19 protein-coding genes are annotated in these 20,465 nt (G+C 63.0%); 4 read left to right on the plus strand and 15 right to left on the minus strand.

The window, feature by feature from the left end; genetic code table 11:
- Positions 1 to 377: 377 nt before the first annotated feature.
- Complete coding sequence (locus ACT9T4_RS24580; RefSeq protein ID WP_499119434.1) at positions 378 to 2,333, minus strand: metallophosphoesterase family protein; 1,956 nt, start codon at positions 2,331 to 2,333, stop codon at positions 378 to 380.
- Positions 2,334 to 2,444: 111 nt separating this feature from the next.
- Entirely contained in the window at positions 2,445 to 3,122 is a 678-nt protein-coding gene (locus ACT9T4_RS24585) for a Crp/Fnr family transcriptional regulator (RefSeq protein WP_179539336.1), read from the minus strand.
- An 87-nt stretch (positions 3,123 to 3,209) separates the two neighbouring features.
- Between ACT9T4_RS24585 and ACT9T4_RS24590 the strand changes: the two genes are divergently transcribed.
- Positions 3,210 to 3,731, plus strand: a complete 522-nt coding sequence (locus tag ACT9T4_RS24590; protein WP_042554210.1) for an Mpo1 family 2-hydroxy fatty acid dioxygenase — start codon at positions 3,210 to 3,212, stop codon at positions 3,729 to 3,731.
- Positions 3,732 to 3,928: 197 nt separating this feature from the next.
- On the opposite strand, the gene ACT9T4_RS24595 is transcribed toward ACT9T4_RS24590, so the two are convergent.
- The 5 genes from ACT9T4_RS24595 to oscA form a co-directional block, all read right to left on the minus strand.
- Positions 3,929 to 4,921, minus strand: coding sequence for a sulfate/molybdate ABC transporter ATP-binding protein (locus tag ACT9T4_RS24595; protein WP_179539334.1), 993 nt, complete (start codon positions 4,919 to 4,921; stop codon positions 3,929 to 3,931).
- Between the two features lie 61 nt (positions 4,922 to 4,982).
- Entirely contained in the window at positions 4,983 to 5,849 is an 867-nt protein-coding gene (gene cysW, locus ACT9T4_RS24600; protein WP_042554212.1) for a sulfate ABC transporter permease subunit CysW, read from the minus strand.
- A 10-nt stretch (positions 5,850 to 5,859) separates the two neighbouring features.
- Positions 5,860 to 6,672 (minus strand): sulfate ABC transporter permease subunit CysT, encoded by an 813-nt coding sequence (gene cysT, locus ACT9T4_RS24605; RefSeq protein ID WP_042554213.1) that lies wholly within the window; start codon positions 6,670 to 6,672, stop codon positions 5,860 to 5,862.
- 80 nt (positions 6,673 to 6,752) lie between these two features.
- Positions 6,753 to 7,754 carry a sulfate ABC transporter substrate-binding protein gene (locus ACT9T4_RS24610; protein WP_042554214.1) on the minus strand — a complete coding sequence of 334 codons (1,002 nt, stop codon included), beginning with the start codon at positions 7,752 to 7,754 and terminating at the stop codon, positions 6,753 to 6,755.
- Between the two features lie 151 nt (positions 7,755 to 7,905).
- Positions 7,906 to 8,088 (minus strand): sulfur starvation response protein OscA, encoded by a 183-nt coding sequence (oscA, locus tag ACT9T4_RS24615; RefSeq protein ID WP_042554215.1) that lies wholly within the window; start codon positions 8,086 to 8,088, stop codon positions 7,906 to 7,908.
- A gap of 316 nt (positions 8,089 to 8,404) precedes the next feature.
- On the opposite strand from oscA, the gene ACT9T4_RS24620 reads away from it, so the two are divergent.
- Together ACT9T4_RS24620 and ACT9T4_RS24625 are read left to right on the plus strand one after the other, a co-directional pair.
- A complete protein-coding gene (locus tag ACT9T4_RS24620) occupies positions 8,405 to 8,986 on the plus strand; it encodes an alpha/beta hydrolase (protein ID WP_499119438.1) in 582 nt (193 codons plus the stop codon).
- A gap of 101 nt (positions 8,987 to 9,087) precedes the next feature.
- Positions 9,088 to 10,038 carry a sigma 54-interacting transcriptional regulator gene (locus tag ACT9T4_RS24625; RefSeq protein ID WP_042554217.1) on the plus strand — a complete coding sequence of 317 codons (951 nt, stop codon included), beginning with the start codon at positions 9,088 to 9,090 and terminating at the stop codon, positions 10,036 to 10,038.
- 169 nt (positions 10,039 to 10,207) lie between these two features.
- Here the strand turns inward: ACT9T4_RS24625 and modC are convergent, their stop codons facing one another.
- The 7 genes from modC to ACT9T4_RS24660 form a co-directional block, all read right to left on the minus strand.
- Positions 10,208 to 11,302 carry a molybdenum ABC transporter ATP-binding protein gene (modC, locus tag ACT9T4_RS24630; RefSeq protein WP_499119440.1) on the minus strand — a complete coding sequence of 365 codons (1,095 nt, stop codon included), beginning with the start codon at positions 11,300 to 11,302 and terminating at the stop codon, positions 10,208 to 10,210.
- Positions 11,299 to 11,982 (minus strand): molybdate ABC transporter permease subunit, encoded by a 684-nt coding sequence (gene modB, locus ACT9T4_RS24635; protein ID WP_499119442.1) that lies wholly within the window; start codon positions 11,980 to 11,982, stop codon positions 11,299 to 11,301. Before modB ends, modC begins: the two co-directional genes overlap by 4 nt.
- Positions 11,983 to 12,244: 262 nt before the next feature.
- Complete coding sequence (gene modA, locus ACT9T4_RS24640) at positions 12,245 to 13,003, minus strand: molybdate ABC transporter substrate-binding protein (RefSeq protein WP_499119444.1); 759 nt, start codon at positions 13,001 to 13,003, stop codon at positions 12,245 to 12,247.
- A 197-nt stretch (positions 13,004 to 13,200) separates the two neighbouring features.
- Positions 13,201 to 14,061, minus strand: a complete 861-nt coding sequence (locus ACT9T4_RS24645; protein ID WP_042554221.1) for a glycine betaine ABC transporter substrate-binding protein — start codon at positions 14,059 to 14,061, stop codon at positions 13,201 to 13,203.
- A 215-nt stretch (positions 14,062 to 14,276) separates the two neighbouring features.
- Positions 14,277 to 15,221, minus strand: a complete 945-nt coding sequence (locus ACT9T4_RS24650; RefSeq protein ID WP_042554222.1) for a choline ABC transporter substrate-binding protein — start codon at positions 15,219 to 15,221, stop codon at positions 14,277 to 14,279.
- A gap of 43 nt (positions 15,222 to 15,264) precedes the next feature.
- Positions 15,265 to 16,146, minus strand: coding sequence for an ABC transporter permease (locus ACT9T4_RS24655; protein ID WP_042554223.1), 882 nt, complete (start codon positions 16,144 to 16,146; stop codon positions 15,265 to 15,267).
- 1 nt (position 16,147) lies between these two features.
- On the minus strand, positions 16,148 to 17,344 hold the full coding sequence (locus ACT9T4_RS24660; RefSeq protein WP_179539331.1) for a quaternary amine ABC transporter ATP-binding protein: 1,197 nt from the start codon (positions 17,342 to 17,344) through the stop codon (positions 16,148 to 16,150).
- Between the two features lie 1,279 nt (positions 17,345 to 18,623).
- Here ACT9T4_RS24660 and gbdR point away from each other — a divergent pair.
- Positions 18,624 to 19,724 (plus strand): choline metabolism transcriptional regulator GbdR, encoded by a 1,101-nt coding sequence (gene gbdR / locus ACT9T4_RS24665; protein ID WP_042554225.1) that lies wholly within the window; start codon positions 18,624 to 18,626, stop codon positions 19,722 to 19,724.
- Positions 19,725 to 20,181: 457 nt separating this feature from the next.
- Here gbdR and ACT9T4_RS24670 read toward each other — a convergent pair whose 3' ends face one another.
- Positions 20,182 to 20,430, minus strand: a complete 249-nt coding sequence (locus ACT9T4_RS24670) for a hypothetical protein (RefSeq protein WP_042554226.1) — start codon at positions 20,428 to 20,430, stop codon at positions 20,182 to 20,184.
- Positions 20,431 to 20,465: the final 35 nt, after the last annotated feature.

Here is a 20,465-nt window from a genome sequence, read left to right on the forward strand (position 1 = left end):
CTTCGCCCCGAGGTCGGGGCTCCTACGGGGCTGAGGATTGCACGATCCTGTAGGAGCTGCGACCCCGCAGCGAATGGTGGTCACACCGCCGTTTTTGCAGGATGGCCGCAATCGCTTTGCCCCGAGGTCGGGGCTCCTACGGGGCTGAGGATTGCACGATCCTTTAGGAGCTGCGCCCCCGCGGCGAATGGTGGTCACACCGCCGTTTTTGCAGGATGACTGCTATCGCTTCGCCCCGAGGTCGGGGCTCCTACGGGGCTGAGGATTGCACGATCCTGTAGGAGCTGCGACCCCGCAGCGAATGGCGGTCATACCGCCGCTCTTGCAGGATGGCAGCTATCGCTTCGCCCTGAGATCGGGGTTCCTACAGGGGGCGCTTATGCGCGCTTGGGTTCTTCGTTTGGCTCTGGGGCTTCGTCGCGGTCGTCGATGAATTCGGTGCGGGGCGAGCCGTCGGCGTTGAGCTGGAACACGCGGCTGGGTTGGCCGGCGGCGTTGAACAGCACCTGGCCGAGGCCTGCTGAGTTCCACAGGCGTTCGCCAGCCTTGCTCTGTTTGGGGATGTGCGGGAACACCTGCATGCGGCGGCGTTTGGTCAGCCAGTTGAGGGGCGACCAGGGGGCATACAGCCAGCGGTTGAGGCGGTCGAAGAGGTTCAGCAGGCGCTCCGGGAATTCGTTCTTCACGCCGCTGCTGGTGATCTGCCAGATGGTCGGGCCCTGGTGGCGGTCGCGGATTCTCACCTCGTAGAAGAACGAGTAGTGCACGTCGCCGGAAAGCACCACGTAATCACCGGGGGTGCGCGAGTGGCGGAAGATGTTGAGCATCACCTGAGCGGCGCCGCGGTGCGCCATCCAGTTTTCCGCATCGACCATCAGCGGGTGCCCGGCCCAGCTGAACACGCGTTGCACCGCTTCGATCAGCTTGACCCCGAACATCGGCGCCGCTGACACGATGATCGCGGCGGGGTGGTCGAGCAGGTCCTGCTGGAATTCGCTCAGGGCTTCCCAGTCGAGCAGCCCGGAGGGGCGTTTGATATTGCGCTCGCTGCGCCAGCGCCGCGTGCGCGTGTCGAGTACCAGCAGCGCCGGTGTGCTGGGCAGCACGTAGTGCCATTGCTGGAACTTCATCAAATCGTCGATCAGACGATCCTGAGCCGGGCTGCCGAAGCCGCGTTCCCTGGCCTGCTCGCACAGTTCGCGGGTATTGCTCAGCGGCTCGGCGAAGGCGTCGGGATTGTTGCCCCAGCCCTGGCACAGCAGGTAACCGATCAGTGCGTTGCCGATGATGCGCTTGGAGAAGGGATGACCGTAGGCGGTCTCTTCCCACTGGGCGGAGAGGTTCCAGTCATCGGTGATGTCGTGATCGTCGAAGATCATCAGGTTCGGCAGGTGCGCCAGCACCCGGCCAACCTGGCCCAGGCTGGCGACGAAGGCCTCGATGCAGACCTGCTCCTTGCGGTAGCGCTCGGCATCTTCTTCGCTCAGTTCGGGCTGGTCGAGCTCGATCAGCGTCCAGGGCGTCGGCGACCAGACCAGCAGGTACATGGCCAGCACTTCGGCCAGGGTCACCAGGTGGTTGTCGGCGTTGCTGCTGGTGAAGATGGGCTTTTCGGTACCACCGAAGAAGCGTTCGCGCAGGGTTTCGTTGGCCTTCAGCGCCGGCAGCAGGTCGGCACGGTGGAAGTAGCTGGCCGGGTGCACGTAGAGGTCGGCGCTGTCTTCGACCACCGCGCCCTCGAGCTTCTCGTGGTACAGGCCCAGGCGTTCGATCAGCTTGTGGACGGCGCGCAGCATCGGCCCGGCGACGTCATCGGCATACACCTGATCACCGCTGTGCATCAGCAGTGCAGGGCGCTCGTGGGGCTCATGGGCAGTGGCCAGCAGGCGATCGGCGCAGAGCAGGCCATCCTTGGACGGGTGATGAGGTTTGCGGCAGGAGCCGTGCAGCAGATTGTCGATGCGCGAGCGCAGCACGAAGTTGGCTTGCGCTGCGCCGTCGTACAGCAGGTGTGCGGCCCAGTCGGCGATGCCCTGTTGGCCGTCGACCAGCAGGTCGTAGTCGATCCGTTCGTCCTGGGGCAGCGGGGTGTCGAGATGCAGGTCGATCAGGTGGATGACCGCGTGCTCGCCGATCACCAAACGCTGACACGCATCGTCACCCAGCGGGTAATCGCGAGCGGCCTGTGCACTTGGCGCGAGGCGCAGGGTCAGTTGCAGCTCACGGCTGCCGACCAGCCACAGCACCAGGCGGCCGGGCTCCAGGCGCCGAAGGATCGGGCCAGCGAGTACGGCAGGCAGGTCGGTGAAGTCTTGAGGTTCTGGCAACGGCATCCGGGATCGCTTCCGGCCAGCTCGGGGTCAGCCGGCGGGCCTGTATTTCAGGGAATGAATAGGGACATGGCTCTTAGCCATTGGTTCGGCTGTCATAAAAGCTTCATGTGGTTACTGAGCGGCCTGTCGCAGGCCATCGAGGTCGAGAATTTCGATCTCACCGTAGGTCAGTCGCACGATGCCGCGGGCTTGCAGGTCCTTGAGCACACCGTTGGCGGTCTGTCGGGAGATGGCCAGCATCGCGGCCAGTTGCTCCTGCGCCAGGTGAATGATGCGCCGGGGGCCCTGGGTTTCGCCATAGTCTTCGGCGATCAGCAGCAGCCGTCTGGCCAGCCGCTGCGCAGCGGGCAGCAGGCTCATCTCTTCCAGGGCGATGAACGCCAGGCGTACCTTGTGGGCCATCAGCAGGGCGATATCGCGCCAGTATTCAGGGTGGGCATCGAGCAGGCTCAGCAAGCCTGCCTGGGGAACGTGCAGCAGGGCGCTGGCGCCCTCGGCGAAGGCATCATGGGTACGCGGCTGGCCGTCGAACAGGGCGATTTCGCCGAACCAGTGCGGCGCCTCCACCAGAATCAGCAGCGCTTCCTTGCCTTGCGCATCCACCGTACCGACGCGCATGGCGCCGGACAGCACGGCATACAGGCCGCTCGGCGAATCGCCACGGCTGAACAGGCGTTGCCCGGCCTCCAGATTCAGTTGCCGACCCTGCGTCACCAGCGCCTGCTGCAACGCCTGCGGCAGGGCGGCGAACCATTGGCCTTGAAGCAGAACGGCATGCAGATCGGTCATGGATGTTCCGGTTTGTCGGCTAGCTGACAGTGCTGGCGAGATGGCAGCGCCATTATGCGATGACACGCACCCGTGAGGATAACAACAATGAAAACCCTGGTGGATCACCTCGCCCAATACGCGGCCTACCACCGCGATCGGCGCAATATCGTCACCCATTTCGTCGGCATCCCCATGATCGTCCTGGCGGTCACCGTGCTGCTGTCGCGCCCAGGCGTGGCGGTCTCGGGCCTGTGGCTGTCACCGGCGCTGGCCGTGGCGTTGGTGACGACGCTGTTCTACCTGCGCCTGGACTTTCGCTTCGGGGTGGTCATGGGGGCGCTGCTGGGCCTCTGCCTGTGGTTCAGCGCCGGGCTGGCCATGGGCGGCACGGCACTGTGGCTGAGCGCGGGGCTGGGGCTGTTCGTGGTGGGCTGGATCATCCAGTTCGTTGGCCATTTCTACGAAGGCCGCAAGCCGGCGTTCGTCGACGACGTCATGGGGCTGATGGTGGGGCCGTTGTTCGTGGTCGCCGAAGCCGCCTTCCTGCTCGGCTTGCGCCAGGAGGTCGAACACGAAGTGGTCAAACGCGCCGGCCCGACCTGCATCCGCGAACGCAAGACGGCTTGATGGGAACGTCCATCGCTGGATCGTTCCTCACGCTTCGCGTGGGAATGCCTTCATGGGCGCTTCGCGCCCGGTTTTTAGCCCGAATGGGCGCACTGGCCTGGGTGCCCACGCTGGAGCATGGGCACCATCAGAAGAGTCGGTTGGTGGGCTGAAGCGGATATCCGCCCGGCCCACCCTACGTTTCGGACGTCTGCGGATTAACTAGCCGCAGTAACCGGCTTGCCGCCCTTGGGTTTGAAGTACAGGGTGGTGCCGCGGCTGAGGTTGTCGAGGCTGAGGTGATCCTTGGCCACTTCGGCTTCGATCAGTTCGTCCTGGCCTTCGACCTTCAGGGTGATGCGGGTGATGGCGCCGAGCAGGCGGATGTCACGCACTTCACCAGCCTGATGGCCTTCCAGTGCCTCGGTTGACAGGCTCACTTCGTGCGGGCGGAACAGCACGTGGTGATCGTCGCCGACATAAAGACGGTTGGCGTCACCGAGGAAGTGGTAGACGAAGTCGCTGGACGGCTTCTCGTAGACTTCGGCCGGCGAGCCGATCTGCTCGACCACGCCCTTGTTCATCACCACGATGCGGTCGGCCACTTCCATGGCTTCTTCCTGGTCGTGGGTCACGAACACGCTGGTCAGGTGCACTTCTTCGTGCAGGCGCGCCAGCCAGCGGCGCAGCTCTTTACGCACCTTGGCGTCGAGGGCGCCGAAGGGCTCGTCGAGCAGCAGTACCTTGGGTTCCACCGCCAGGGCACGGGCCAGGGCGATACGCTGGCGCTGGCCACCGGAGAGCTGTTCCGGGTAGCGGTCGGCCAGCCAGTCGAGCTGCACCAGGTCGAGCAGGTCGTGGACCTTCTTCTTGATCACGTTCTCGTTCGGACGCTCGCCCTTGGGCTTCATGCGCAGGCCGAAGGCAACGTTGTCGAACACCGTCATGTGACGGAACAGGGCGTAGTGCTGGAACACGAAGCCGACCTTGCGATCACGCACGTCGTGCTCGGAAACGTCTTCACCGTGGAACACGATGCTGCCGGTATCCGGGACTTCCAGGCCGGCGATGATGCGCAGCAGGGTGGTCTTGCCGCAGCCGGACGGGCCGAGCAGGGCCACCAGCTCACCGCTGTTGATGTTGAGGTTGATGTCGTTGAGCGCCTTGAACTGGCCAAAGTGCTTGTTGATGCCTTGAACTTGAATACTCATGGGTTGCACCTGTCGTTCTGTCTGGCCGGTTCGCGCAGGAGCGCGGCGCCGGCGGAATGATTCAATCGTCCTGATTCGTCTTGAACTGCCGGCTCAAGCGCGCTTCGCTCCATTGGCGAAGCAGCAACACGACCAGGGCCATGACCAGCAACAGGATGGCCACGCTGAACGCGGCGACGATGTTGTATTCGTTGTAGAGAATCTCGATGTGCAGTGGCAGCGTGTTGGTGTAACCGCGGATGTGCCCGGAAACCACCGAGACCGCGCCAAACTCGCCCATCGCCCGCGCCGTGCAGAGCACCACGCCGTAGACCAGCGCCCATTTTACGTTAGGCAGCGTCACATGCCAGAACATCTGCCAGCCGTTGGCGCCGAGCAGGCGTGCGGCTTCTTCTTCGGTGGTGCCCTGTTCCTCCATCAGCGGGATCAGTTCGCGCGCGACGAAGGGGAAGGTGACGAAGATGGTCGCCAGCACGATGCCCGGTACGGCGTAGATGATCTGCAGGTTCTGATCCTGCAGGTATGGCGCCAGCTTGCTCTGCGCGCCGAACAGCAGCACGTAGATCAGGCCGGCGACCACCGGCGATACCGAAAACGGCATGTCGATCAGGGTGACCAGCACGCTCTTGCCGCGGAACTCGAACTTGGTCACCGACCAGGCCGCCGCGACGCCGAACACCAGGTTCAGCGGTACGGAAATGGCCGTGGCCAGCAGGGTCAGCTTGAGTGCGGAAATGGCGTCCGGCTCGCGGATCGCCTCCCAGAAGAATTCCAGGCCACGGCTCAGGCCCTGGGTGACGACGATGTACAGCGGCAGCACGAGGATCACCGCGAACACCGCCCAGGCGATGACGATCAGGGCGATGGCGCCGGGGGAGCGGCGTACCGGGCGCGCAGCCGCGTTCTTGCTAAGGGTTGCAAGGCTCATGACGGGCTCCTCAGATTTGCGGCTGGATGCGGCGCTGCAGCAGGTTGATCAGCAGCAGCAGAATGAACGAGACCACCAGCATCAGTACGCCAATGGCGGTGGCGCTCGGGTAGTCGTACTGATCCAGCTTGGAGACGATCAACAGCGGCAGAATCTCGGTCTTCATCGGAATGTTGCCGGCGATGAACACCACGGAGCCGTACTCACCGACTCCCCGGGCGAAGGCCAGGGCGAAGCCGGTGATCCAGGCGGGCAGCAGGCTTGGCAGCAGCACGTGCCAGAACACCTGCAGGGGTTTGGCACCCAGGCAGGAGGCCGCTTCTTCGACTTCCTTGGGAAAGTCGGCGAGTACCGGCTGCAGGGTGCGCACCACGAACGGCAGGGTCACGAACACCAGCGCCAGGGTGATGCCCAGCGGGGTGTAGGCGATCTTGAAGGGGAACAGCGAGCCGATCATGCCGTTGGGCGCGTACAGCGCGGTCAGGGCGATACCGGCGACCGCTGTGGGCAGGGCGAATGGCATGTCGACCATGGCATCGATGATGCGTCGGCCGGGGAAGGTATAGCGCACCAGTACCCAGGCGATGATGGTGCCGAGGATGCCATTGAGCAGCGCCGCCGCCAGGGCGGTGCCGAAGGAAAGCTTGAGGGAGAACAGCACCTGGCGATTGGTGATCAGGTTCCACCACTGCTCCAGCGACAGCTGCAGCGAGAACAGGAACATGGCACCCAGCGGAATCAGCACGACCAGGGCGAGGTAGGTCAGGGTGTAGCCCAGAGTCAGCCCGAAGCCGGGTATGACCGAGGAAGTTCGACGAGACATGGAGAGTCCTTTTAATCAGGTCCGCAGAGCGAAGCCCGCCATTCCTTCAGGAGTGGCGGGCTTCGTCGATAAGGCGTGGCTTACTGATTGATCTTCTTGAAGATGTCGTCGAACACGCCGCCGTCGTCGAAGTACTTGGGCTGTGCGGAGCTCCAGCCACCGAAGTCCTTGTCGATGGTGACCAGTTCCAGATCCTTGAACTGATTCTTGAACTCGGCCGCCACTTCGGCGTTGCGCGGACGGTAGAAGTTCTTCGCGGCGATGCGCTGGCCTTCTTCGCTGTACAGGTACTGCAGGTAGGCTTCGGCGGCCTTGCGGGTGCCCTTGCGGTCGACGTTCTTGTCGACGACTGCCACCGGCGGCTCGGCGAGGATGGACAGCGACGGGGTGACGATCTCCAGCTGGTCGCCGCCTTCTTCGGCCAGCGACAGGTAGGCTTCGTTCTCCCACGCCAGCAGTACGTCGCCCAGGCCACGTTGTACGAAGCTGATGGTCGAACCACGGGCACCGGTGTCCAGAACCGGCGCGTGACGGTACAGCTCGGTCACGTATTCCAGGGCTTTTTCGTCGCTGCCGTATTTCTTCTTGGCGTAAGCCCAGGCGGCGAGGAAGTTCCAGCGTGCACCACCGGAGGTTTTCGGGTTCGGGGTGATGATTTCGACGCCATCCTTGACCAGGTCATCCCAGTCCTTGATGCCTTTCGGGTTGCCCTTGCGCACCAGGAACACGATGGTCGAGGTGTACGGTGTGCTGTTGTCGGCCAGGCGTTTCTGCCAGTCCTTGTCGATCAGCGGCTGGTTCAGGTTGATCGCGTCGATGTCGCCGGACAGCGCGAGGGTCACCACGTCGGCCTGCAGGCCGTCGATCACCGCACGAGCCTGTTTGCCCGAGCCGCCGTGAGACTGCTGGATGGTCAGGGCTTCGTTGCCTTGTTCCTGCCAGTGCTTGTTGAACGCCTTGTTGAATTCGACGTACAGCTCACGGGTCGGGTCGTAGGACACGTTGAGCAGGGTCTGGGCAGAAACCGGGCCGGCTACCAGGGCGCTGGCGAGTGCAGCGAGTGCGAAACGGCGAATGGACATGGTGGAGCTCCTCGATACTGAATACGGTGCTGTGCGTGTTTGGCGTGCTCTGTTATTCGATGCCTGCTCTAGGCAGGCATTCGTGGGTTACATCGGGAGTAGCGATAGGGATTCATGCTGGCGGCCCGTGGTCGGGTTGGCGGAATGGTGATCAGGCGTTCTTGCTGCCGGATTGCTGAAGGCGGAATTTTTCCTTGCGCTCGATCTGCACGACCTGACCGTTGTGCACGGTGATCTCTACCGAGCCGAATTTCAGGCCGTTCAGGGCGCTTTGGATCTCACGCAGGATGGTGGCGTCATCCTGGCCTTCCAGGTTGCGAAGGGTTGCGGTCATGGCTAAAGGCTCCTTGCCCTCGTTCTCGGTGCGACGGCTGTCGGCTGCGGGGCGTGGAGCGGATACTAGGGAATCTGAAATATTCTTAAAAATACTGTTTAAGAACATTTATATTTCTTCTGGATATATAGCCGTTTTGCGGTCGTTACAGATCGTTATTTGCTTATGAGGAATAAGCAAAGAAGTTCTTATTCTTTTTAGTCTCGTTCTTGGCCTCCTACACTGCACGCCATGCAGACGTGATGCACAGGGTGCAGATGCACTTGCACACGATGCACTGACTACTGCACGACAGGCAGACACGGGAGGCGCCGCGATGCGCAGTGAAGCGATTCGATACCTGATAGTGCCGGGCTGGCAGGGCTCGGGCGATGACCATTGGCAGAGCCACTGGCAGCGCAGCCTGCCCAATAGTGCGCGGGTCGAGCAGCTGGACTGGCTGACGCCGCGCCGCGAGGATTGGGTTGCCGCTCTGGAAAGGCAGATCGTCGCCGATCCGAGGCCAGCGATTCTCATCGCCCACAGCCTGGGCTGCGTCACGGTTGCCCACTGGGCGGCGCAGGCGCCCGTGGCGTCGCTGCGTCGCGTGCGCGGTGCGCTGCTGGTCGCACCGGCCGATGTGCAGCGCCCCAACTGCCCCGAAGCGCTGCGTAATTTCGCGCCGATTCCTCCGTACCTGCTGCCATTCCCCAGCCAGTTGGTCGGTTCCGACAACGACTCGGCCGCCAGTGCCGCGCGCGCCATCGAACTGGCCCGTGATTGGGGCAGCGAGACCGCCATCCTCAGTGGCGCCGGGCACATCAACGTGAAGTCCGGGCACCAGCGCTGGGAGCAGGGCTTCGCCTATCTGTTCCGGCTGCAGAACCGCATCGAGCAGCAAATGCGTCGCCGCGCCTGACAACTGCATGCCGCCGCGCCCTGCCGGGCGCAGTTCGAGGGCGCGTCGCCAATCCCATCTTCCCACGGTCGCTCGCGGCCTGACGTCAAAGAGAGTGAGTTATGAGCCTGTCATCGGCTGGCGATCAGTCGCTGCTGATTTTCCCCGATGCGGACAAGAGTCCGCTGAGTATTCGTGCCAAGGCGCTGGTGTTCATCGACCCACGGACCCGGCAGTTACGCGAAGAAGTCGAGCGTCTGGCCGGTTTGCCCGTACCCATCCTGATCCAGGGTGAAACCGGTACCGGCAAGGAACTGCTGGCGCGCCACATTCACCGGGCCAGCGAGCGCCCCGGCCTGTTCGTCGCCCTGAGCTGCAGCGGTTTGAGCCTCAACCACGCCGAGGCCGAGCTGTTCGGCTACGTGGCCGGCGCCCATCAGGGCGCGCCGAGCAGCCGCGCCGGCTGGCTGGGCTCCGCCAACGGCGGCACGCTCTATCTGGACGAGATCGCCGACCTGCCGCTGCCCCTGCAGGATCAGTTGCTCAGTGTGCTGGAGACCGGCGAAGCCTGGCGAGTTGGCGCTGCACAGCCGACCCCGCTGGACGTGCGCCTGGTGGCCGCCACCAGCATCGACCTGTGGCAGGCCGTGAAGGCCGGCAAGTTCGACGAGCGCCTGGCCCATTACCTGAGCGATGGCCGCCTCGAGTTGCCGCCGCTGCGCGAGCGGGTTGGCGACGTGCTGCCGCTGGCCGAGTACTTCCTGGGTATCTACGCCCAGCGTCTGCGCCTTCCGCTACCTGGTATCAGCCTCGCCGCCCAGGCCGTGCTCGAGCGGCATGACTGGCCGGGCAATACCCGCGAGCTGGAGAACGTGGTGCACTTCGCCCTGCTGGTCTCCGGCGCCGACGAGATCGACGCGCAACACCTCAACCTGCCAGCCGCACCGCCGTTGAAACGCATCGAACACGCCCTCGATCAGTTGCTTGACGAGGGTGACACCCGGCAACTGGCCGCGCTTCGTGAATTGCTGCGGCGTGCTGAGGCAAGGGCGCCGGTGCTGGCGGCTTCCTGATACGACACTGGGTGAGTGGGTGGTTAAAGACAAAAGCGGACATCGGCGCAGTATCTGTGGGAGCGGGCCATGCCCGCGATTTTCGCGCGCATGGCGCGCTTCCACAGTGGATCGGCGAATGGCTGCTTTCGCCACCTTTCAGCCATCTGCATGACTGAGCCCATTGCGCCTATGACGCCAGCAGCGACACCGACTTGACCTGCACCCACAGCGGTTGCCCGGCGCGTATATCCAACTGGTCGAAGGAGTAGCGGGTGATGCGCGCGATGATGCGTTGCTCACCGAGCTGCAGTTCGACCAGGCGGTGCGCCGGGTTGGGCAGTTCGAACCAGCGTTCGACCGTCGCTGGAAGCAGGTTGAGCACGCTGCTGTCGCGGGCCTGTTCCAGGCTCAGGCTGACGTCACGGGCCTTGATCTTGATGCGCACCTGACGCCCTGCCGGCAACGGCGCGTGGGCCAGCCGCAGGAAGGCCGTGCTGCCAGGCAGCCTGATATCGAGCAGGTCGTAGTGCGCGTCGTGCCGCTCGACCTGGCCTTCGATCACCGCCTCGGCATCGTCCTCGAAGATGAATGGCAGGTCGCTGCGAATCAGCGTTTCCTTGAGTGGCCCGCTGGCCGTGACCCTGCCTTCGTCGAGCACCACCAGATGATCGGCAAGACGTGCCACTTCGTCCGGTGCGTGGCTGACGTAGAGGATCGGGATATCCAGCTCGTCATGCAGGCGCTCCAGGTACGGCAGCACCTCGCCCTTGCGTTTGAGATCCAGCGCCGCCAGTGGCTCGTCCATAAGCAGCAGACGCGGGCTGGTGAGCAGGGCGCGGGCCATGCCGACGCGCTGGCGCTCACCGCCGGAGAGGCGGTCCGGCAGGCGTTCGAGCAGGTGCTCGATGCCAAGCAGCTCGACCGCCTGCTCCAGCGGTACACGGCGCTCGGCCTTGGCGATGCGTTTGAAACCGAACTCGAGGTTGCGCAGCACCGAGAGGTGGGGAAACAGGTTGGCGTCCTGGAACACGTAGCCGACCGGGCGCTGGTGGGCTGGCAGCCAGACACCGCTGGCGCTGTCCTGCCAGGTTTCGCCATTGATCTGCAGGTAACCGCTGCCCGGTCGTTCCAGACCGGCGACGCAGCGCAGCAGGGTGGTCTTGCCCGAACCGGAGTGGCCGAACAGGGCGCTGACACCGCGCCCGGGCAACTGCAGGTCGACATCCAGGGTGAAGCCGGGATGCGTGAGGTTGAAACGGGCGTGGATCCGGGAATCGCTCATGTCCAGGCCTTCTGGCCGCGGCGGCCGCTGGAGTAGAGCGCCAGCAGCACCAGGAAGGAGAACGCCACCATGCCGCCGGCCAGCCAGTGGGCCTGGGCGTACTCCATGGTTTCCACGTGGTTGTAGATCTGCACCGAGGCCACCTGAGTCTTGCCGGGAATGTTGCCGCCGATCATCAGCACCACGCCGAACTCACCGACGGTGTGGGCGAAACCGAGGATCGCCGCGGTGAGAAAGCCCGGCCTTGCCAGCGGCAATACCACGCTGAAAAAGGTGTCCCAGGGGCCGGCGCGCAGCGTTGCCGCTGCCTCCAGCGGTGCACGGCCCATGGCTTCGAAGGCGTTCTGCAACGGTTGCACCACGAACGGCAGGGAATAGAACACCGAGCCGATCAGCAGCCCGGCGAAGGTGAAGGTCAGGGTACCCAGGCCGAGTACCTGGGTCAGTTGGCCGAAGAAACCGTTGGGGCCCATGCTGATCAGCAGGTAGAAGCCGATCACTGTCGGCGGCAGCACCAGCGGCAGGGCGACGATGGCGCCGATCGGTCGCTTCAGCCAGGAATCGGTACGCGACAGCCACCAGGCGATGGGCGTGCCGACCAGCAGCAACAGCACCGTGGTCAGGGTGGCCAGTTCCAGCGTGAGGAGAATGGCGGCGAAGTCGTTGGGCCCCAGGGGCATGCAATGGCCTTTCAGCTGTGGTGGACGGGGAAAAGTGCCGGAGCAGGCTGCTGATCTTCCGACGTGGGCGCCGGCATTTCAAATCGATGGCTGCAAAGTGGCGAAAGCGGACGTTCGATTTGGTGGGCTAAAGCCCACCCTACAGCCTGTGGGAGCGGGCCATGCCCGCGATTTTTCGCGCGCATGGCGCGCTCCCACATTGGATCGGCGAACCGCCGCTATCGCCTTGCTGCATCCGCTCGCAAGGTCGTTGACAGGCCATTCAAAGCTGGTAGCCGTAGGCCTTGATGATTTCGGCGGCTTTCGGGCCCTTCAGGTAATCGACCAGTGCCTTGGCTGCCGGGTTGGTGGCGCCTTTCTTGAGGATGAGCGCGTCCTGGCGGATCGGCTCGTACATCGTTTCGGGCACTACCCAGGCCGAACCACTGGTGATCTGGCCATCCTTGTACACCTGGGAGAGGGCGACGAAGCCCAGCTCGGCGTTGCCGGTGGAGACGAACTGCAGCGCCTGGGTGATGTTCTGGCCTTCGACGATCTTGCCCTTCAGGGCGTCGCTCAGGCCCAGCTTGGCCAGGGTCTGAGTGGCGGCCAGACCATAGGGCGCAGCCTTCGGATTGGCGATGGACAGGTGCTTGAAGTCGCCTTTCTCGAGCACGGCGCCCCTGTCATCGACGACGCCGTCTTTCGGCGACCACAGCACCAGCTTGCCGATGGCGTAGGTGAAGCGCGAACCGTCCACGCTCTGGCCTTCTTTCTCGAGCTTGGCCGGGGTGCTGTCGTCGGCCGAGAGAAAGACCTCGAAGGGCGCACCGTTGCTGATCTGCGCGTAGAACTGCCCGGTGGCCCCGTAGGAGGCTTGCACGCTGTGCCCGGTGTCCTTCTCGAACGCGCTGGCAATGGCCTGCATCGGCGCGGTGAAGTTGGCGGCGACCGCCACCTGTACCTGATCGGCCAGGGCGTTGCCCGCCATGGCCAGGCTGGCGCAAAGAACGAAAAGTGGATGAACGAGGCGGTTGCGCATGGACGGCTCCTGAGGGTGTGGGCCACCAACGGCGGCCACTTGCGGTAACGCTATATACAAAAATATATGGCGATAGGGAAGCGAAACCGTCAGGTTGCCCAGCGCAATGGGTCGATCCTTTTCAGGCGTGAGAACGAAAAATGCCAGTCAGATCACCTGACTGGCATTTTCGAGACCCCCTGCAGCGGGGTGTCAGATCACTTCAGCCATTCGGCGACGCGATCCGGGTTCTTGGCGATCCACTGCTTGGCCGCTTCTTCCGGCTTCACGCCGTCGCGGATGGACAGCATCACCGCGCCCACTTCCTCGGCGCTCCAGGACAGCTTCTTGAGGAAGGCCACGGCTTCCGGCGCCTTGGCTTCCAGGGCCGGGTTGGCGACGGTGTCGACGTGCTCGGCTTCGCCGAAGACGTTTTTCGGGTCTTCCAGGAAGCGCAGCTTCCATTGCGCGAACATCCAGTGGGGGATCCAGCCGGTCACCACGATGGGCTTCTGGGCTTTCTCGGCGCGGGTCAGGGCGGTGGCCATGGCCGGGCCCGAGCTCGGCATCAGCTTGATGCTCTTGAGGTCGTATTCCTTGATCGCGTCTTCGGCACGGCGCATCACGCCAGCGCCGGCATCGATACCGGTGATCTTGCCGTCGAAGTCCTTGGCGTATTTTTCCAGGTCAGCGATGGTCTTGGCTTCCACGTAGTCCGGCACGATCAGACCGATCTTGGCGCCGTCGTAGTTGGTGCCCAGGACGGTGACCTTGTCCTTGAGCTTCTCGAAGTATTCGCCGTGGGTGGCTGGCAGCCAGGCGGAGAGGGTCACGTCGAGGTCGCCGCGGGCCAGGCCCTGCCACATGATGGCGGGTTCTACCGGCTGCAGGGTGACGTCGTAACCGAGTTTGGTCTTGAGAATTTCGCCCGCGACGTGGGTGACGGCGACGCTGTCGTCCCAGCCATTCACGTAGCCGATCTTCAGGGCGGGTTTGTCCGCTGCCATGGCGCTGGACATGCCCATGGCCAGGGCGGCGACGCCGAGGCTCTGCAGGCAGAGGCGTTTGAATCTTTGCATAGGTCTTGCTCCGTCAGTGAGTGGCAGTTCTGGGGGTTTACTGGCTCGTTCTGATCGCGGGCCTTGCGGCACCGGCTGTGCAGAGCAGGGCATGGCCCTGGTGAAACCGGGCGCATGGGAGGCGCGCCTCCCGGCGGACAGGCTACGCACCGTGCGTTGCCTGTCTGTACCTGACCCGGCTGCCAGCAGCCGGGTCGCGGTGAGTGCGAGCTCGTTCAGAGCCCGACGAATTTCTTCACTGCAGCAACGCCATCCTGGCCGTCGAACGTGGTCACACCTTCCAGCCAGGCGTCGAGCGCCTGCGGGTTAGCCTTGATCCACTCCTTTGCCACCTCGGCCGGGTCTTTCTTCTCCAGCACTTTTTCCATCAGCTGGCTTTCGATATCGACGTTGAATTGCAGATTGTTCAGCAGTTTGCCGACGTTGGCGCAGCGCGCTTCGTAATCTGGCGGTACCACGGTGTAAACCTTGGCGGCGCCATAATCCGGGCCGAACACGTCGTCACCACCGGACAGGTAGGTGATGTCCTGCTGGGTGTTCATCGGGTGCGGTGCCCAGCCGAGGAAGACCACCGGCTCTTTCTTGCGAATCGCGCGCTGCACCTGCACCAGCATGCCGGCCTCGCTGGACTCGATCATCTTGAAATCGCCGAGATCGAAGGTGTTGCCCTTGATCATGCCTTCGATCAGCAGGTTGCCGTCGTTGCCCGGCTCGATGCCGTAGATCTTGCCGCCCAGCTGATCCTTGAACTTGGCGATGTCCTGAAAGCTCTTCAGGCCCGCTTCGGCTGCATAGGTCGGCACGGCCAGGGTGTACTTGGCGCCTTCGAGGTTGGCCTTGGGCAGGACCTTGACGCTGTTGTCCTTGGTGAACGGCTCGATCACCGAGTCCATCGACGGCGCCCAGTAACCGAGGAACACGTCGATCTGCTTGTTCTTCACACCGGTGAAGGCGATTGGCACCGAGGCCATGGTCTTGCGCGGCTGATAGCCGAGGCCTTCGGTCAGCGTCATGGCCACACCGGTGGTAGCAGCGATGTCGGCCCAGCCGATCTCGGCGAAACGCACCTGCTTGCAGCTTGCCGGCTCTTGAGCCCAGGCGCCCTGCATCAGCACGCAGGACAGCACACCTACGCCCGCCACCTTGTAAAAGTTGTTCATCCGCGGATCCTTGTAGAGTTGAAAGAACGCTGAGTATGGCCGCTTACTGACGTTGCAGACGAGCGCTCAACCAGTTCAGCCAGCCGGCACGGTTCGCCGCGGTTTGCGGGGTGCCGAAACTCTCGGTGATGCGGTCGAGGATGATCGCCAGCAGGACCACGGCCATGCCGCTTTCGAAGCCCAGGCCGATGTCCAGACGCTGGATGCTGGCCAGCACGTCGTTACCCAGGCCGCCGGCGCCGACCATGGAGGCGATGATCACCATCGACAGGGCCATCATGATGGTCTGGTTGACGCCCGCCATGATCGACGGCATCGCGTTGGGCAACTGCACCTTGAACAGCAGTTGGCGACCGTTGCAGCCGAACGACTGGCCAGCCTCGACGATTTCCTTGTTGACCTGGCGGATGCCCAGGCTGGTCAGGCGTACCGCAGGTGGCATGGCGAAGATCACCGTGGCGATGATGCCGGGCACCCGACCGAGGCCGAACAGCATGGCCGCGGGGATCAGGTAGACGAACGCCGGCATGGTCTGCATGAAGTCCAGAATCGGCCGGATGATGGTCGACACGCGCTCGCTCTTGGCCGCCCAGATGCCCAGCGGAATACCCATCAGCAAACTGATCAGGGTCGCCGAGAAGGTCAGGCCGAGGGTCACTACCGTCTGCTCCCAGAAGCCGGTCATGACGATCAGCACGAAGGCGATGGCGGTGAACACCGCGAAGCGAAAGCCGATACGCCACAGGCCGAGGGCCACGAAGATGGCGATCAGCAGCCAGGCCGGGGGCAGCATGAGTACCGCCTCGATACCTTCGGAAAAGCCGCTGACCACGCTGCCGATGCTGTCGAAAGCGCCGCTGTAGTTATCCAGCAGGTGTTGTACGGAGTCGTTGACCCAGCTGCCCAGATCCAGTTTCTCGCTCATGTCATTCTCCCTGCAGACGAGTCAGGAGGCGGCCTTTGCTGATGGCGCCACTGTAATTGCCGTCCTGGTCGACCACCGGGATCGGACCCTCGTTGTCCACCAGGCGACCGATCACCTGATCCAGTGGCATGTCCTCGGGAACCGGATTGATTTCCTTGAGCACGGCCTGGTTCAGGGAGCAGGATTCGCCGCCTTCGACCAGGAGGGCGATCTTCTCCAGGCTGATGGAGCCTTGGAACTTGTTGTCTTCGTCGACGATGAAGGCGTAGTGCTTGTCCTGTTCCTGCAGCTCACGGCAAACGGTTTGCGCATCGGGCGCTTTACCGTTGTGCACGTAGATCGGCACGCTGTCGGACTTGAGCTGGCCAGCGGTGAGATAGCGGCTGGTGTCGACCGTATCGAAGAAGTTGCGCACGTATTCGTTGGCAGGATTGTCGATGAGTTCCTGTGGCGTGCCGACCTGAATCAGCTTGCCGCCTTCCATGATGCCGATGCGACTGCCGATGCGCATGGCCTCTTCGATATCGTGAGACACGAAGATGATGGTGCGGCGGTCAGTCTTCTGCAGCTCGAGCAGGATGTCCTGCATCTCGCGGCGCTTGAGCGGGTCGAGGGCCGAGAAGGCCTCATCCATGATGATCATCGAGGGGTCGACGGCCAGGGCGCGAGCCAGGCCGACGCGCTGTTGCATGCCGCCCGAGAGCTCGTGGGGGAATTTGCTGGCGAAGGTATCCAGACCAACCTGGGTGAGTACCTGCATGGCGCGCTCTTCGCGCTCCTTGCGGCCTTTGCCGGCCACTTCGAGGCCGAAGGCGGCGTTGTCCAGAACGGTGCGCGAGGGCATCAGTGCGAATGACTGGAAGACCATGCTCATGTCGCGGCGGCGCAGTTCGATCAGTTGATCCTTGGGCAGCTTGGCGACGTTCTGCCCGTCGATGAAGACGTCTCCGGCAGTCGGTTCGACCAACCGGTTGATCAGGCGGATGAGGGTGGATTTACCGGAGCCGGAGAGGCCCATCAGTACGAAGATTTCACCTTCCTCGACGCTGAACGAGACGTCGCTGACGCCAATGACGGCGCCTTTCTCGGCGAGAATTCTGTCCTTGCTCCAACCTTGCTTGAGCAGGTCGATGGCTTCTTGCGGCTTGTCGCCAAACACCTTGTAGAGGTTCTCGACGACGATTTTTCCAGACTGCATGGGATGGTTCCCCTTCAGTAGACATCCAGAGCAGCTACACGCGGCCTGCCGAGCGCCCACCGGGCGTTCGTCAGGCGATGTCGACTGTTCTTGCTTGTGGGTATATACACGGTTCCGAGGTTTGGACAGCGTTCTGTTACATGGCGTTCTGCTGGCACTCGCGCACGCCCCCAGAGACCTGCCCTGGCTGCTCGCAGCCCCCGGCATTCCTGGATTTCGTGTCGAATGAATAATGCGTTGCCGTGCTGCAAACTGCTTTCCAAACCCTCTGGCAGTGTTACGAAGCCCAGTCCTTTGGGAATTCACATCTCATCCGAGATGCGCGTACATCCGAAATTTCTTGTTGGACTGGCGCCCTGTTGCGGTAGCCAGCACTTATCTGTTCTTCGGTCCGGAGCGGAGGGCTCCGGTCTGCCACTCTGGTCAAGAGCGACAGCGACGAAATCGGCTGACTCAACGATATAGTCTTGCGGTCGCGGCAATTATCGAATTGCGACCCTGACGTGTTGGGCGACGACACCAAGGTCCGCCGCCTAAAAAACCATAACAGATTTTTTCTACCCTTGGCCAAAGCTGGAGGCCGCATGTGGCGCGGTTCTCAGCTTTTCAGCCGGCCTTAGGCTAGGTGAACCGGGGGCTGTAGCGAATTCGAAAAAAAACGTATGTAAGCCTGTCGGTCGCTGCAAAAGCGTCGCTGAACGTGCGTTTTTTACACTGTACTGGTCGTCTGCTGGCCATGTAGGGGGCAGGGATCCGAGAACCGATGGCGCCGTCGGTGGATCGAGATGAGCCGGCTTTGATAATGGCCGTGCCGGCCATTCGCCATGATCGTCGATGGGCGCGGCAGGGTAGAAGGAAATCCTGACTGTCGCCCGTGGGCGCTTTTCGCTCAGATGACCGGTCATCCGCCAGCTTTTGGTGCAGGTGAAGCACGGGCCGAAACGTCAGTGCCGTGACCGCTCGGTCACGGCCTCCGTTACTGTCGGCAGGTAACCCTCACAAATGTACGGGAACACCCATTGGCGGCAGTGCTACCAAAATGCTCAGGCCCTTGTGGCAGGGCACTTCACGGCGATTTCACGAAGCATCTGCGAGCCCCCGCGGCTCGCTCTGCCGGGGCGTTCCAGCCTGGTGCACGTTTTTTGTTGAACGACCGTTCAATGTCGGCATGACCTTTGCGTTGCATAGGCCATCTGCTTGACTGCCTTGTGCCGTGAATACAAGAAAATCAGAGCCTCGCGATGAAGGCTCACAACGTGCTTAGCGTGAGGGTTCACCGATGTCACAGTTCAATCAGGGAGCGCAGCTCCAGAGCCGTGTTCCCCAATCCATCGGGTTTCTCCTGTTGGACAATTTCACCCTGATCTCCCTGGCGTCCGCCGTGGAGCCCCTGCGCATGGCCAACCAGCTCTCCGGCAAGGAGCTGTATCGCTGGCACACCCTGACCCTCAATGGCTTGCCGGTGTGCGCCAGCGACGGTCTGCAGATCACCCCGGATGCCTGTACCGCCAACGCGCCAGCTCTGAGCGCGGTGATCGTCTGTGGCGGTGTGGACATCCAGCGCAGCGTCACCCGCGAACATGTGCAGTGGCTGCAGGCCCAGGCTCGTCAGGGCCGGCAGATGGGCGCGGTGTGTACGGGCAGCTGGGCGCTGGCCAAGGCCGGTTTGCTCGACGGCTACGATTGCAGCGTGCACTGGGAGTTTCTTGCCGCGATGCAGGAGGCCTTCCCCCGTGCGGCCATCACCACGCGGCTGTTCTCCATCGACCGCAACCGCAATACCTCGTCCGGCGGCACTGCGCCGATGGACATGATGCTGCACCTGATCGGCCGCGAGCATGGTCGCGAACTGGCAGCGGCAATCTCCGAGATGTTCATCTACGAGCGCATTCGCAACGAGCAGGATCATCAGCGCGTGCCGCTCAAGCACATGCTCGGCACCAATCAGCCGAAACTGCAGGAAATCGTCGCCCTGATGGAAGCCAACCTCGAGGAGCCCATCGACCTCGATCAACTGGCGCTCTACGTGGATGTTTCGCGTCGCCAGCTGGAACGGCTGTTCCAGAAGTACCTGCACTGCTCACCGTCGCGCTATTACCTGAAGCTGCGCCTGATACGCGCCCGGCAGCTGCTCAAGCAGACCTCGATGTCGATCATCGAAGTCGCCTCGGTCTGCGGCTTCGTCTCCACCCCGCACTTCTCCAAGTGCTACCGCGAGTACTTCGGCATTCCGCCGCGCGATGAGCGCGCCGGCAGCAGCTCGAACGTGATTTCCCTGGTGCCGATCCATGACGACCTGATGCACGAGTCGTCTTCCGCCATGTCCGCGCTCAGCCGTGCTCAGGGTGAGTCGACCTTCGCCAGCGTACGCATCCTCTGATCCGAATGGCGGTGACGGCTTCTGGCCGTTACCGCCGGATGCATGCTGAGCGAAAAATCGCCTGGGGCGATTTTTGCCGTCGCTTGTGACGACCCAAGGGTGGTCGCCAGGGATGCTGAGTACAAAAAAGCACCAGCCGCTCGAAAGCCATGTGTCACCGGGCTTTCAGCGCTTTCCAAACAGCTTATCCACAGCCACGCACACAGTATTTGTGCGCAAGCTATTGGTGCTGAAGAAAACGCTGCTCGTTCTTTGCGATCATCACGGCAAAGGCCCTGGAAAGGGCCTCTCGGCGATCTCGTCGAGAGAAGCATGGACAAAAAACGGACAACTGCCTGCAGCGCCCATGCGGGCGGGTGGCTGGCAGTTATTCAACAGTTTATCCACAGGCGCATGCACAGTATTTGTGTGCAACGCGTGGCGGTTTGCCGAGCAGGCCGGCTGCGCTTGCCCAGCTCTAGCGGCGTGGCACGAGCGCCGGCAGCAGGGTGCGGGAGATGGCTTCGCGCACGGTCGGCAGCACGGTGGCGCTACCGGCGAGTATGTCTTCGACCATGCGGCGCAGGGCCACGGCGCGTTCCGGGCACAGGCCGGTGACCGCGTACTCGCAGGCCTGCTCGGCGCTGGCGCCGCTGGGAATGCTGATGCCCAGGGCTACCAGGCGTTCGCGGAGATCTTCCTGGTCGATCAATTCGGCGTGCATCATCGTCCTGTCCTCGTGGAGTGTGTGAAGATCGGCGC

It is taken from the genome of Pseudomonas sp. SZ40, assembly GCF_052958135.1.

Coding starts and splice junctions, on each gene's coding strand:
- ACT9T4_RS24580 (WP_499119434.1), bottom strand. CDS start 2,333: ATGCCGTTGCCAGAACCTCAAGACTTCACCGACCTGCCTGCCGTACTC.
- ACT9T4_RS24585 (WP_179539336.1), bottom strand. CDS start 3,122: ATGACCGATCTGCATGCCGTTCTGCTTCAAGGCCAATGGTTCGCCGCC.
- ACT9T4_RS24590 (WP_042554210.1), top strand. CDS start 3,210: ATGAAAACCCTGGTGGATCACCTCGCCCAATACGCGGCCTACCACCGC.
- ACT9T4_RS24595 (WP_179539334.1), bottom strand. CDS start 4,921: ATGAGTATTCAAGTTCAAGGCATCAACAAGCACTTTGGCCAGTTCAAG.
- cysW (WP_042554212.1), bottom strand. CDS start 5,849: ATGAGCCTTGCAACCCTTAGCAAGAACGCGGCTGCGCGCCCGGTACGC.
- cysT (WP_042554213.1), bottom strand. CDS start 6,672: ATGTCTCGTCGAACTTCCTCGGTCATACCCGGCTTCGGGCTGACTCTG.
- ACT9T4_RS24610 (WP_042554214.1), bottom strand. CDS start 7,754: ATGTCCATTCGCCGTTTCGCACTCGCTGCACTCGCCAGCGCCCTGGTA.
- oscA (WP_042554215.1), bottom strand. CDS start 8,088: ATGACCGCAACCCTTCGCAACCTGGAAGGCCAGGATGACGCCACCATC.
- ACT9T4_RS24620 (WP_499119438.1), top strand. CDS start 8,405: ATGCGCAGTGAAGCGATTCGATACCTGATAGTGCCGGGCTGGCAGGGC.
- ACT9T4_RS24625 (WP_042554217.1), top strand. CDS start 9,088: ATGAGCCTGTCATCGGCTGGCGATCAGTCGCTGCTGATTTTCCCCGAT.
- modC (WP_499119440.1), bottom strand. CDS start 11,302: ATGAGCGATTCCCGGATCCACGCCCGTTTCAACCTCACGCATCCCGGC.
- modB (WP_499119442.1), bottom strand. CDS start 11,982: ATGCCCCTGGGGCCCAACGACTTCGCCGCCATTCTCCTCACGCTGGAA.
- modA (WP_499119444.1), bottom strand. CDS start 13,003: ATGCGCAACCGCCTCGTTCATCCACTTTTCGTTCTTTGCGCCAGCCTG.
- ACT9T4_RS24645 (WP_042554221.1), bottom strand. CDS start 14,061: ATGCAAAGATTCAAACGCCTCTGCCTGCAGAGCCTCGGCGTCGCCGCC.
- ACT9T4_RS24650 (WP_042554222.1), bottom strand. CDS start 15,221: ATGAACAACTTTTACAAGGTGGCGGGCGTAGGTGTGCTGTCCTGCGTG.
- ACT9T4_RS24655 (WP_042554223.1), bottom strand. CDS start 16,146: ATGAGCGAGAAACTGGATCTGGGCAGCTGGGTCAACGACTCCGTACAA.
- ACT9T4_RS24660 (WP_179539331.1), bottom strand. CDS start 17,344: ATGCAGTCTGGAAAAATCGTCGTCGAGAACCTCTACAAGGTGTTTGGC.
- gbdR (WP_042554225.1), top strand. CDS start 18,624: ATGTCACAGTTCAATCAGGGAGCGCAGCTCCAGAGCCGTGTTCCCCAA.
- ACT9T4_RS24670 (WP_042554226.1), bottom strand. CDS start 20,430: ATGATGCACGCCGAATTGATCGACCAGGAAGATCTCCGCGAACGCCTG.